This is a genomic window from Wolbachia endosymbiont of Ostrinia scapulalis (assembly GCF_023559145.1).
GTDB lineage: Bacteria > Pseudomonadota > Alphaproteobacteria > Rickettsiales > Anaplasmataceae > Wolbachia.
Genome location: NZ_CP096926.1, coordinates 169,953 through 182,836, shown reverse-complemented (window position 1 = coordinate 182,836; position 12,884 = coordinate 169,953). Strand labels below are relative to the sequence as shown.

Annotated in this window: 15 protein-coding genes and 2 pseudogenes; 10 read left to right on the top strand and 7 right to left on the bottom strand. The window is 33.9% G+C overall.

The features are described from left to right. Positions 1 to 10: 10 nt before the first annotated feature. The 7 genes and pseudogenes from M1L26_RS00985 to M1L26_RS00950 form a co-directional block, all read left to right on the top strand. Positions 11 to 2,293, top strand: coding sequence for a phage tail tape measure protein (locus M1L26_RS00985; RefSeq protein WP_250120244.1), 2,283 nt, complete (start codon positions 11 to 13; stop codon positions 2,291 to 2,293). Beyond that, entirely contained in the window at positions 2,293 to 2,640 is a 348-nt protein-coding gene (locus tag M1L26_RS00980) for a phage tail protein (RefSeq protein WP_022626303.1), read from the top strand. Before M1L26_RS00985 ends, M1L26_RS00980 begins: the two co-directional genes overlap by 1 nt. Continuing rightward, positions 2,637 to 2,846 (top strand): tail protein X, encoded by a 210-nt coding sequence (locus M1L26_RS00975; RefSeq protein ID WP_010081876.1) that lies wholly within the window; start codon positions 2,637 to 2,639, stop codon positions 2,844 to 2,846. Before M1L26_RS00980 ends, M1L26_RS00975 begins: the two co-directional genes overlap by 4 nt. Next, positions 2,847 to 3,790 (top strand): annotated as a pseudogene (locus M1L26_RS00970) (phage tail protein). It abuts the gene before it with no gap. A gap of 52 nt (positions 3,791 to 3,842) precedes the next feature. Next, complete coding sequence (locus M1L26_RS00960; protein ID WP_065094613.1) at positions 3,843 to 4,376, top strand: ankyrin repeat domain-containing protein; 534 nt, start codon at positions 3,843 to 3,845, stop codon at positions 4,374 to 4,376. A gap of 223 nt (positions 4,377 to 4,599) precedes the next feature. Further along, positions 4,600 to 5,925, top strand: a complete 1,326-nt coding sequence (locus M1L26_RS00955) for an IS4 family transposase (protein WP_250119941.1) — start codon at positions 4,600 to 4,602, stop codon at positions 5,923 to 5,925. 15 nt (positions 5,926 to 5,940) lie between these two features. Continuing rightward, positions 5,941 to 6,216, top strand: a pseudogene (locus M1L26_RS00950) (ankyrin repeat domain-containing protein); the annotation flags it as partial. Between the two features lie 102 nt (positions 6,217 to 6,318). On the opposite strand, the gene tyrS reads toward M1L26_RS00950, so the two are convergent. After that, positions 6,319 to 7,581: a tyrosine--tRNA ligase gene (gene tyrS, locus M1L26_RS00945; RefSeq protein ID WP_250120241.1), complete on the bottom strand. Its 1,263-nt coding sequence runs from the start codon at positions 7,579 to 7,581 to the stop codon at positions 6,319 to 6,321. Between the two features lie 229 nt (positions 7,582 to 7,810). Beyond that, positions 7,811 to 8,128 (bottom strand): ribosome silencing factor, encoded by a 318-nt coding sequence (gene rsfS / locus M1L26_RS00940; RefSeq protein WP_007302263.1) that lies wholly within the window; start codon positions 8,126 to 8,128, stop codon positions 7,811 to 7,813. Positions 8,129 to 8,256: 128 nt separating this feature from the next. Here rsfS and M1L26_RS00935 point away from each other — a divergent pair, with 128 nt between their 5' ends. The 3 genes from M1L26_RS00935 to M1L26_RS00925 all read left to right on the top strand — a co-directional run bounded on the left by M1L26_RS00935 (position 8,257) and on the right by M1L26_RS00925 (position 10,115). Then, positions 8,257 to 8,745, top strand: coding sequence for an AAA family ATPase (locus M1L26_RS00935; protein WP_250120240.1), 489 nt, complete (start codon positions 8,257 to 8,259; stop codon positions 8,743 to 8,745). Positions 8,746 to 8,848: 103 nt separating this feature from the next. Further along, entirely contained in the window at positions 8,849 to 9,337 is a 489-nt protein-coding gene (locus M1L26_RS00930) for an RNA pyrophosphohydrolase (RefSeq protein WP_211907689.1), read from the top strand. Then, positions 9,327 to 10,115, top strand: coding sequence for a TatD family hydrolase (locus M1L26_RS00925; RefSeq protein ID WP_250120239.1), 789 nt, complete (start codon positions 9,327 to 9,329; stop codon positions 10,113 to 10,115). Before M1L26_RS00930 ends, M1L26_RS00925 begins: the two co-directional genes overlap by 11 nt. A gap of 5 nt (positions 10,116 to 10,120) precedes the next feature. Here the strand turns inward: M1L26_RS00925 and mdh are convergent, their stop codons facing one another. Genes mdh through M1L26_RS00900 form a run of 5 tightly spaced genes read right to left on the bottom strand, consistent with a single transcriptional unit; the run spans position 10,121 to position 12,879 of the window. Then, positions 10,121 to 11,065, bottom strand: coding sequence for a malate dehydrogenase (mdh, locus tag M1L26_RS00920; protein WP_211907691.1), 945 nt, complete (start codon positions 11,063 to 11,065; stop codon positions 10,121 to 10,123). Positions 11,066 to 11,068: 3 nt separating this feature from the next. Further along, positions 11,069 to 11,644, bottom strand: a complete 576-nt coding sequence (locus M1L26_RS00915) for an NADH-quinone oxidoreductase subunit C (protein ID WP_250120238.1) — start codon at positions 11,642 to 11,644, stop codon at positions 11,069 to 11,071. Position 11,645: 1 nt separating this feature from the next. Beyond that, positions 11,646 to 12,149 (bottom strand): NuoB/complex I 20 kDa subunit family protein, encoded by a 504-nt coding sequence (locus M1L26_RS00910; RefSeq protein ID WP_211907693.1) that lies wholly within the window; start codon positions 12,147 to 12,149, stop codon positions 11,646 to 11,648. Then, positions 12,140 to 12,493 carry an NADH-quinone oxidoreductase subunit A gene (gene ndhC / locus M1L26_RS00905; RefSeq protein ID WP_211907694.1) on the bottom strand — a complete coding sequence of 118 codons (354 nt, stop codon included), beginning with the start codon at positions 12,491 to 12,493 and terminating at the stop codon, positions 12,140 to 12,142. Before ndhC ends, M1L26_RS00910 begins: the two co-directional genes overlap by 10 nt. A gap of 17 nt (positions 12,494 to 12,510) precedes the next feature. Further along, a complete protein-coding gene (locus tag M1L26_RS00900; protein WP_006014413.1) occupies positions 12,511 to 12,879 on the bottom strand; it encodes an HIT domain-containing protein in 369 nt (122 codons plus the stop codon). Between the last annotated feature and the right edge of the window lie 5 nt (positions 12,880 to 12,884).

The following is a 12,884-nucleotide window of genomic DNA, read 5'->3' as shown; positions in this document are numbered from 1 at the left end:
GGAAGGTACAATGTCAACATTATCTATAAAAATCGGAGCAGTTTTAGATGGCAGTTTCAGTACTGTAATAAAAGGAAGTAGCAGTCAACTTACTCATCTTGGTGAGAATATAAGAAAGCTTGACTCATCTTTAAAATCAGTATCAAAGTTTAAGCAGTTAGGTCATGATGTTTTGACTAGCAAGAGGTCATGGAAAGGCTTTGAAGATCAAGTAAAATCTTTAGCTAAACAAATGAAGGCAATAGAGAAACCGAGCAAAACTTTAAAAGCAGAATTTGACAAGGCCAAAACCTCTGCAATAAAAGCAAAAGAAGCATATTTGAAAAAGAGAGATACTTTGCATTCATTTAATGAAGAAGTAAGAAAAAGTGGAAGAAATATTAAGTACTTAGTAAGTGACCAACATAAACTTGGCTCTTCTATTGAAGTATTAAAAGGTAAGTATGGTAAGCTTGGATCTGCAATACGTAGTCACCAAAGTTTTTTAGCAAGCAAAGCACATTTTAAGTCACAAATTATAGAGACTATTGGGCTAGGGCTAACGCTTGCAGCTCCAGTTAAAGTTGCAATTGACTTTGAAAGTGCTATGGCTGATGTTACAAAAGTGGTAGATTTTAAAAAAGGAACGGATGAAGCAACTAAATTTGCAAAGAAGTTAAAAGAGATGTCACGTACTATACCATTATCAGCCGCAGAACTGGCACAAATAGCTGCAAGTGGTGGTCAACTTGGTATCAAGAAAGAAGATCTTTTTATGTTTACAGAAACAGTGGCAAAAATGTCTACAGCATTTGATATGTCTGCAGAGCAAGCAGGTGATTCTATAGCTAAACTCTCTAACGTTTATGGAATTGATGTTAGTAAAATGGAATACGTTGGTAATGTAATCAATCACTTATCAGATAACACTGCTGCCAAAGCAAAAGATATGGTTGAAGCTCTAGCAATAGTTGGTGGTACTGCAAAACAATTTGGTCTTGACATCAAGGAAACAAGTAGTTTAGTAAATGCCTTCGTTAGTTTAGGTAAACAACCAGCAAAAGCTGCAACTGCTATAAATGCTCTACTTAGTAAACTTCAGACTGCTGAAGAACAAGGAGGGGATTTTAAAGCAGCATTAGAGCAAATGGGCATAACTGCAGAAGAAATAGTACAAAGAATAAGCGAAAACGGCGAAGAAGCATTACTCTACTTTTTTCAAGCTCTAAAGAAAATGGATAACCAGGAACGTTCTACAATCCTTATGAAACTTTTCGGTCAGGAATATCAAGATGATATTGCATTATTAGCTGGAAGTTTTAACAAATACGAAGATGCTATAAGGTTACTAGCTGACACAGAAGAGTACAAGAGCTCGTTGCAGAAAGAATTTCAAAACCGTGTAGACACCACAGCCAGTAAATTACGACTTCTTCGCAACGCAATAGCTGAAGTTGGTATGAACCTGGGTTCAGTGATGCTGCCTACTTTAAAATCTATAGCTGAATTTTTACAAGAAAAAACTAGAAGCATAGCGTTATTTGCAGAAAAATATCCAACTTTAACCAAAGCAATCATGGGTACTGTAGCAGCCTTGATAAGTTTAAAAGTTGTAGCAGTGGGACTAGGATACGGATTTACATTGCTAGGAAGTACGATTTTTAGTCTGAAAGCAAACCTACTTGGAGTATTTTCATTTTTATCAGCTACAGTTTTTCCTGCAGTAGTAAAAGGACTAAGAGCAGTAACACTCGCTATAATGAGTAACCCTATAGGACTTTTAATTACTGGACTTGTCACTGGCGCAGCACTTGTTATAACTAACTGGCAAAAGGTAAAAGACTTTTTCTCTAGCTTTTGGAAATCGATAATAAAACCCATAGAAGAAGCTTTTTCATGGATAGGTGAAAGTATATTTGGAAAAGTATTGGGAAATAGCCCACTGAAAGAGTTTGAAAAAAGAAAAACTGAAGTAAAAGCAGTGCACACTCCCCTAAAAAGTAATATTCTCAACAGTGGAAATCCTGTGCTAGGTAACAGTATAATTAAAGAATTTTCAAAGAGAAATAAAAATAGCTTCAGAGTCAAAAGCCTTATTGAGGAGAAAAAGTTTACAGAGAGCGATAAGATATTTGCAAGGAGTAAGTTTGAAAATAAAGAACAAAATAAAACTCAGAACATCACTAATAATTACACTATCAGCATTAAAGCAGAACCTAACCAAGATGTTCGTAGTCTTGCAGATGAAGTAATAAAAAGGATAAGAGAAAAGTCACGTGATGTTTTATTTGATACGGTAGAGACATTTTATTGATGCTATCTCTTGGTCCGTATAAGTTTGCTCCCACAAGTTTAAAGTATAGCAGAGAAAATCGTTGGAGCACGATTGAGTGTATTGAAAATATGCCACTATTACAAAATATCGGTCAAGGTGTAGAAAATATAGATTTAGAAGGAATGATTTATCTGCATAATCTCAACGTGCTAAATCAATTAAAGAGTGTGAAAGAAACTGAAAAACCACATATTTTAGTAGATAGTTTAGGTAATATTTTAGGACAATTCGTAATTACTAGGTTAGAAGAAAAGCAGATGTATTTTTTACCTAATGGACTACCGAGAAAAATTGAATTTAGTTTGAGTTTAAAAAGCTATAGATGACTATATACTATGTGAGTAAAGAAAATGAGATGTTAGATCTGATTTGCTGGAAACATTACGGATTTACTGATGGAGTAGTGGAATTAGTACTAGCAGAGAACTTGGGTTTGGCAGAATACGGAAGCTTTTTGCCCGCAGGATTAAAGATAAAGCTTCCTACTATTAAGAAAATAGTACAAAAGTCAAAATTAAAGGTCTGGGAATAAATGCAGCCAGATTTTATAATAGATAAATGTGAATCAATTAAAGATAGAGTTATATCATTGCACCTTACAGATGAATCAGGAATAATAGATGATGTAGTTGAAGTGTGTGTTGATTACAGGGATGAAGACATAGATATTCCGAATGAATTGAACATAGCACTAGGTTATAAGGAAATTGGAATCTTTCCAATGGGTATATATACAGTCAACGAAGTGACTATACAGGGTCCACCTAAGACTCTACTAATAAAAGCTCATGCAACAAATTTAAGAATATCTTTGAAGGCAAAAGTATCAAAAGAATGGCATCAAATTACCATAGAAAACTTAGTGAAAGAAATAGCTCAAAAACATGGATATGGACATAAAGTTGCTGAGGAATTTAAGAATGTATTGATACCCCATATTAATCAGGCAGATGAAAGTGATATAAGTCTGTTAACAAAGATCGCAACAGAGCGTGAAGCAATGGCAAAATTAGCTGGTGGGTATATATTGTTTATTTCAAAGAATATGGCAAAATCAGCCACAGGAAAAGCTTTAGGAACAACGACTATTAGACCTCAAGATACAATTAACTGGAAAGTGCATTTTACCGTACGTGATAAGTATAATTCAGTAGTGGCAAAGTGGCATAGCTATGAAAAGGTGAAACTATTAAAGAAACAGTTGGTAGCGGCGAGCCAAGTTATATTATTCTAGAAATGTACTCAAATGCAGAATCAGCACTAAGTGCAGCAAATGCTAAGTTAAAACAACTAAAGCGAAATAATGCAGTATTGGATATCACTATACCTGGTAATCCAGAGTTATTTGCAGAAGCTAAACTTAATCTTATAGCTTTTAATCAAGCGGTAGATGGTGAATGGATAGTTAACAGAGCGGAGCATACTTTAAATAGCTCGGGTTACCTTACTATGTTGTCAGCATCTTTGAGTAAGTAATGTTAATAAAAAATGAGTAAATGATCTATTTAATATTAAAAAGATGTTGAATATGGATAAATTGGGTCAAGATACAAAAAACAAGCTGCATTTTTGGTGGCTTATAACAGTAATAGTATGTATTATTGCTACCTATTCCTACATGAAGGCAAGAGCTGCAGATAATTATAAAACGATGTTACGCATTGCTTCTCAAAATTGTAACTTAGAGACTGTAAAATTCTTAGTAGAAAATCTATTAGATATTAATGTGCAGATCCCTAAATTAACAGCACTACATTATGCTGCAGAAGAGGGATGTGCAGAGGTTGTAAAATTCCTAGTAGAAAAAGGAGTTGATATAAATGCTACAAAATATGAAAGATGGACACCTTTACATGCAGCTACATATGAAAGCAAATTGGAGATAATTAGATTTTTATTAGACAAAGGTGCAGACCCTACCATTAGAGACACAGATGGAAAAAATCCAAGAGATGTAGCTGTATTAAGGTCAAGGCACAATAAAGATAAACCTTACAAGGAAATCATAAAGCTACTTGCTAAAGCAGAAGATCAATACGAATCAACAAAAAGTAATCACTAAAGCTGTAAGTTTTCTATAATCTGCATATAAATTTCCAAAACTATCCATAACAAGTTAATATTTTCACATGAAAAAGCAAAAAATCCCAATAGCGGTAATAATAACAATAGTTGTACAGACTGTAGGATTCATCCATACGCGTCAAGTTAAGGAAATAAAGGTATGAAAGAGATAGAATAATAAGGTATAAGTTCTCCCAGATATACTTTTAGTGAGAGAACCAATGAATAAAATAACTTGCTTATCAAAAAAGCTCAAAGAATTTTTTAATGAAAAAGCAGAGAAAATCTCAATTACAACAAGGTTTATAAAAAGAAAGAGAAAGCTAAAAGGTTCATCATTCGTAAAAGCCATGGTCTTGGGTAATATAGGAGTTGATAATTGTAGCGTAGAAACAATGTGTCAATTACTAAACGAGGACTCGATAGATATAACAAAACAAGGTTTGGATTTTAGATTTACTGAAGAAGCAGTGGAATTTATGAAAAGGATGTATAATGAATCTGTGATTCTCTTTAAAAATATCTTGCAAGTTGATTGCAAAATCTTACAGCAATTTAATAGTGTTAAATTATTGGACAGTAGCTATATTACTCTACCTAACAGTATGGAAGAGATGTATAAAGGTTATGGTACTAGCTACAGTGGCTATGAAAGCAATACTAAGTCTGGAATAAAGTTACAATTAGTTTTCGACTACATGAATCAGATAATAGACCAACTTAATTTAACGGAGGGGGTAAGATCAGACCAGGGATATAGGAAACATTTAAGTAATATATTAAGCAATGATTTGCTAATATCTGATCTCGGTTATTTTGTGCCAAGTTCTTTTAAACAAATCAATGAAATAGGAGCTTATTTCATAAGTCGTTATAAATCTGATACCAACATATATGATGTAGAAACAAATCAAAAAATGGAGTTATTAGAATGTTTAGAGGATAAGTTATTTTTAGAAAACGAGGTATTGTTAGGAAAAGAAGCAAAAATTAGAGTAAGAATTATATGTCAGAAACTAACTGAAGAACAGTCTATGGCCAGAAGAAGGAAAGCTAATAGATTAGCAAGATCGCAGGGATATACATCCTCTAAAAGAAATCAAAAATTGTTGAACTGGTCAATATTTATAACTAATGTTCCAGAAAATAAAATTAGTGCTGAGCAAGTATTAACGATTTACAGAGTAAGGTGGCAAATTGAGTTATTATTTAAATTGTATAAAAGCTATATCAGGCTTGATAAGCTAAAAGGAAAGCCATGCAGAGTATTATGTGAACTATATGCTAAATTGTGCGCAATTCTTATATTTCACGGCATAGTTGGTTGCACAGAAGTGAAAAAGAATACAGAACTTAGCTTAACAAAGGCATTTATTGAGCTAAAAAGGCGGGTTAGAGAGTTATTTTTAGTATTAACCAAAATTAATAGTTTAAAAGCATTTCTTAAAAAACTCACTATAACTTGGTCGCTATTTTCATTAAAAGACAAACGTAGAAGGACTAGAGTATCCACTTTAACCTCTCTAAATTTGCTCACAATCTCTTAACTTGACGCGTATGCTCCTTTATACTATCTTAATTGTCCAGCAATTAAGAAAGGGTGGATTGCCGGTGGAGTAACTGCATTATTAGGTACTGCTATATCTATAGCACTTTTTACAGCCGGAGAAATTACAGCTGAGTTAATACCTATAGTTATAGTAGTAGTTGCAATTACAGCAACAGCATTAATAGTTGGCAATGCTATATATAAATTGTCAAAGCCTGACACTCAAGTTGATAAACCAATCTCAGCAAATCGACAGCAAGAAACTGCTAGCGATAGTAGGGTTATCTAGCGATTCTGCCACAGTGTCAGCTGCTTCAATGATATCCATTTGTCCCTATAATTGTCTTTTCTTGGCTACCTTATTTTGCTATTCTTCTGAACAGAGACAAATTTACTTTCTTACTTCACTCACTAAAATTTTAATATGGCGTTTCTTTCCTGCAGATAATTTGATAAATGGCTGACCTTCAAAGCTTTCAGAGTTTATTGTATAGTTAACATCGTTTATAGTATTATCATTAACTTTACATCCATTTCCCTGTATTAAACGCTTTGCCGCACCTTTTGAAGGTTCAAAACCGGTGTCATGAAGCAAGTCTATCAGGAGTATGCCATTTGCAACTTGTTCTCTTGTGATAGTGTAACCAGAAAGCAATGAACTATCTTCATTTTCAAAAGCAGAGATTGCAGCAGATCGTGCAAGTTCAGCTTCTTTGCAACCATGACATATTTTTGTCACTTCTGTTGCCAAGACCTTTTTTGCTTCATTTATTTCTTGATCCTTCAAGGACTCTAGTTTTTTAATTTCATCAGTTGGTAAATCAGTGAAAAGTCTCAAGAAACGACCAACATCTTGATCATCAACATTGCGAAAATATTGCCAATAGTCATAGGAATTTAGCATGCTGCCATCAAGCCATACTGCCCCACTTTCAGTTTTGCCCATCTTTTTTCCTTGTGCGTTTAATAAAAGAGGTGTGGTAAGACCAAACAGCTCAGGTAAATTTAACTTTTTGCTAAGTTCAATTCCGTTTACTATATTTCCCCATTGGTCTGACCCTCCAATCTGGAGACGACAGCCATACTTTTTATTCAACTCGACAAAATCATAGGCTTGTAACAACATGTAATTAAACTCGAGAAAGCTTAGATTTTGCTCCCTATCTAGCCTAATTTTCACACTATCAAAGCCTAACATGCGATTTACAGAAAAATGTGTCCCTATATCACGCAAAAAGTCTATATATTTTATGTTATCTAACCAATCTGCGTTGTTTACTATGATTGCACCAGTTTTTCCATAATCGAAAGATATCATCTTCTCGAGGGTTTTCTTTATACCAAGTATATTTTGATTGATATCTTCTATCGGCAAGACGCTTCTTGCTTTGTCTTTACCAGATGGGTCACCAATTTTTGTTGTGCCACCTCCAAGTAGAACTATTGGCTTATAACCGAATTTTTGTAGGTGACGGAGCATCATGATTTGAATGAGACCGCCAATATGCAAACTTGGTGCCGTACAATCAAACCCAATGTATGCAATTATATAATTATCTTGTGATAATAGCTGGTCTAACCTATCAATGTTTGTACATTGATATAGGTATCCTCTTTCTTGAATGAAGTTTAAAAACTCGGATTTATGTTTCATAATATGTTATTTTGTGTGTAAACGGTGTTGTTAACGATGGCGTCATTCCAGTGCTTGACACTGGAATCCAGTTTATTATGAAATTTCATCAAAAATGTTGTATAGTGTGCTCGTTTATGATTAAGTTTTCTAGATTCCAGTGTCAAGCACTGGAATGACACACCAACTTCATAAGGGTTGCCTTCAAAATTACAACATTTGAGCAAGTGTATACCAGCTACCTGGATAATCAATTCCATAACTCTTCTATCTTATAATATTCTCTTACTTCTGGCCTGAATAGGTGAACCATTATACCTTGAAAATTCACAATCACCCAGTTACCTTCATCCATACCTTCTACATCTATTTTATCATATTGCTTGAGATTTTTCATCACGTGCTCAGCTAATGCTTTTACATGGCGGCTCGAATCACCGGATGCAATGATCATATATTTTGCAATGACAGTTTTATTCTGTACATCAAAAGTAACTATATCTTGACCTTTGTTTTGATCTATTACATCTACAATTGTATTTTTTATTGATTCTGTATCACCATTCATTATTCTAAATTATATAATTTATCTGTAATGATACACTCAAAATTTCTGAATATCAACTATTTTTGATATGTTTCTAGTGTAACGTTTATAATACATATATTTGTAATATATGATAGTTTTCTGATGGTATGATCATTTACTTAATCGGATTTCCGGGTAGTGGCAAACTTACGATTGCAAAAGAGCTGTGTAATATTATTGATGGGGTGATAGTAGACAATAACCTGTTTAATAATATCATATTTGATATGATTGATTTCAGAAACGCTGAGGTTACAAGTGAAATATGGGAAGAAATTTTTGTGATTAGAGAGAATATGTTAGCAATATTGGAAAAATACCATATAGAATCAAAGCATTATATATTTACAAACGAATTGATAAAAGGTGATTCCTATGATCAAAAAGTATATAACTCAGTGGTGAATTTAAGTAAAAAAATGAACGTGGAGATTCTCCCTGTGGTGTTATATTGTAATAGTGGAGAACTAGTAAAGCGCGTTCAATTAAAGGAAAGAGAGCAGGAGAGAAAAATTACTGATTCAGATTTTACTATGAGAAGAATTAAAGGAAAGAAACTATTTATGCCTCAAGGTTCACTTGAAATTGATAACTAAAACTTAAGCGCAAAAGAAGTTGCAAAAAAAATTGTTGAAAAAATGAATAGTAAAAAAGTAGTTGGAACTTCTATGATAGATAATTTAGCAATAGAGAGTATTTGTGATTAGTGAGGAGAAAGAGTATCGCCCTTGTGTTGGCATAATGTTATTTAACAAACAGGGAAATATTTTTATTGGAAAACGTTTTGATAGTGACTCTTATTGGCAGATGCCACAAGGAGGAGTTGATGAAGGTGAAGAGCTAGAGCAGGCAGCGCTACGTGAGCTATTGGAGGAAGTTGGTACTGATGAAGCAGAAGTTGTGGCTCAAAATAAAGAGTGGATATATTACAACTTACCCAAGGAAGTTATACCGATATGCTGGAATGGGAGATATTCTGGCCAAAAGCAAAGGTGGTTCTTAATGAAATTTTGTGGGAAGGATAAGGATATTAATATTAACTATACTGATCATCCAGAGTTCAAAGAGTGGCGTTGGCAAAATGTGGATGATTTGGTAGCCAGTGCCATACCGTTCAAAAAAGAAGTTTATAAAAAAGTGATAGAAGAGTTTTCTTCTATCATAAAAGGATCTATTTATGATAGTTGATTCTCATTGTCATCTAATTTATTTTTCTGATGATGAAATACCAAAGGTAATTTCAAGAGCAGAGCAAAATGGTGTGAGAATTTTGCATAACATATGTATAAGCATTAATGATATCCCTAAATTATTAAAAATCTTTTCATCCTATGATCAAGTCTACTGCTCCGTTGGTATACATCCGCTTGATACTAATGTGGAAAAAGGTGAGTGTATAAATGCTGATGAATTGATTGAATTTACTAAGGGCAAAAAGGTAATTAGTATCGGTGAAACTGGATTAGATTTTTATAAATCTGATAACAAAAGCAATCAAAAAAAAAGTTTTGCATCACATATAGAAGCGGCAAAAGTAACAGGATTACCTTTAGTTATTCACACTAGAAATGCTGATAGTGAGATGATTGATATGTTAAATTCAGAAATGAAGAAGGACGCTTTTAGTGGAGTAATGCATTGCTTTGCTTCTTCTAAAGAGCTTGCTTATAAGGCTATGGACTTGGGATTATACATTTCATTTTCTGGAATTATTACTTTTAAAAATGCGAACTTACTAAGAGAAATTGCACAAAATGTGCCACGTGAGCGTGTTTTAGTTGAAACTGATGCACCTTATCTATCTCCTGAGCCTTACAGAGGAAGAAAAAATGAACCGGCAATGGTGAAATATGTTGTGAATTGTTTAGCAGAATTATGGAATGAATCGTCGGAACAAGTAGCAAAAATAACTACAAATAATTTTTTTAGACTGTTTTCGAAGCTTGAGCTCAAAGAAATTCTATAGGGCAATTAATTTAGCTGACAGAGCTCTTTTACTGCACTTACAGATTTATAAAACATCTCTTGTTCACTATCGTTCATTTTAACTTCTAGAACTTTCTCAACTCCATTTTTGCCAATAATAGTAGGAACACCAATGAATAAGTCTTTCACACCATATTCACCATTAAGATAAGCAGCGCATGGTAATATACGCCTTTTATCTTTTAAGTATGATTCTAGCATGCTTATGGCTGAAGATGCAGGAGCATAGTATGCAGATCCAGATTTAAGTAGATCAACTATTTCTTTTCCACCATTACGAGTGCGCTCAACTATTTCATCAACTTTTCCTCGCGTAATCAAACCCATCTCAATGATTTGGGTAAGTGGAATGCCAGCAATTGAAGCATAATTGATTAGTGGTACCATAGTGTCACCATGTCCTCCAAGCACAAAAGCAGATACATCTTCGACAGAAATATTTAACTCACTTGCAAGAAAATAACGAAAACGAGCAGAGTCAAGCACTCCTGCCATACCAACAATCATATTAGTTGGCAGGCTTGAAGATTTGTATACTACTGAAACCATAGCATCTAAAGGATTGGTAACCACTATTACAAATGCGTTTGGAGAATGTTTTTTAATATTTTCCCCAACCTCTTTCATTACTGCAGCATTAGTTTGCAGAAGGTCATCTCTGCTCATTCCAGGTTTTCTGGCAATGCCAGCAGTTATTATAATTGCGTCAGAGTTTTTTATATCTTCATACCTATTTGTACCAGTAATATTGACATTAGATCGATCAATAGGAGATGATTCTGTAATGTCAAGTGCTTTACCTTGTGGTATTCCATCGCTTACATCAAGCAAAATAACATCTCCTAGTTCTCTTAGTGCAATCATATGGGCAAGAGTCCCACCGATATTTCCTGCACCAATCAAAGATATTTTTTTTCTTTGTGCTGTCATTTTCTACTCCTTTATATTTACTTTTGTGGCTTTACTACCTTCCCAAGGGGATAAGCTGTCAAACATACGAAAATCTTGCGGTAAGTCTATAGGATTATATACAACCTTTTTTGCCTCTATATCGTATCTTACTTCCTCGTAGCCAGTGAGAGGAAAATCTTTTAACATTGGATGACCTTTGAATCCATAATCCGTTAAAATCCTACGTAAATCTGGGTGATTAGAAAACTCTATTCCATACATATCAAATACTTCACGCTCAAACCACGAAGCTGCGTTAAATATCTTTGCTGCACTTAGAGGTATATCATCTTCACATAACTGAAGCTTTATGTGCACTCTGATATTGTGCACAAGGCTGAGCAAATTGTATATTAGCTCGAAACGTTTTTTTCTATCTGGGTAATCAACTCCAAAAACGTCAACTAATAATTCAAGCCTACACTTTTCATCATCACGTAGAAAGAGTAAGTGATTTTCAATGTCATTCAAAGCTGAATATATTACAATAGTGCCATCATTTTTCTGAATACATTCACATTTAGTCTTTTTTTGTATGTATTTTGCAGTTTTATCCATGCTATATATTCTTAGTTCGTTTTATTTTATTTTGTAGACATAGCATTCCATATAGTAACGCCTCAGCAGTTGGAGGGCATCCAGGAACATATACATCAACTGGCACAATTCTATCGCAACCACGGACTACTGAGTAAGAATAATGATAATAGCCACCGCCATTTGCACAACTTCCCATAGAAACGACGTATTTGGGGTCCGCCATTTGATCATAAACTTTACGCAATGCTGCTGCCATTTTATTAGTTAACGTGCCAGCAACAATCATAACATCTGCTTGCCTTGGGCTTGCACGAAAGATTATGCCATATCTATCAAGATCATAACGACTGGATGCAGTGTGCATCATCTCTACTGCGCAACATGCAAGACCAAATGTCATTGGCCACAATGAACCAGACCTTGCCCAGTTCATTATATAATCTATTAAATCGCCAAATTTAGTGATAAGAAAACCTTCTTTTTTGTAACGATTCCAATCGCTATTAGATAAATTTACTCCCATTCCAACGCACCTTTACACCACTCATAAATAAAGCCTATAGTAAGTATTGCAAGGAATATCATCATAGAACAAAATCCGTAATAGCTTATTTTAGATAAAGAAACGGCCCAAGGAAAAAGAAAAGCAATTTCTAAATCGAATATTATGAACAATATTGCAACTAAGTAAAATTTTATGTCGAAACTTTTTCTGGCTCTTGATAAAGGATTAAAGCCACACTCATATGTAGAAAGCTTTTCACCATCTGGGTTACTGACTGCAAGAAACATAGGTAATACACCTAAAGTAAAGGATACTACAATTGATACACAGATAAAAATTAATATGGTTAAATATTCACTCATTTAAAAAACATATAACACTATGAATTTACATGCTTTCCTAATCTTTTACCACCTAAAATATGTATGTGAAAGTGCGGTATAACTTGCTCTCCATCTTTACCGTGATTAGTAACTAATCTATATCCTGTTTTTTCTAAGTTATATTTATGTGCTATTTCTCTAACAGTTTTAAAAAAACTTACTATTTCCTCTTCGGAAGCTTTCAGAACAAAATCATCGTATGAAACGTATTGAGCTTTTGGTATAACTAGAATATGAACTGGTGCATCAGGATACTTATCACGAAAAGCTAGCACATTTTCATTTTTATGTATTTCCTCATAAGACAACTCACCTCTTAATATCTTAGCAAAGATATTAGTGTCATCATAAGCTGTACTACCCATACTTT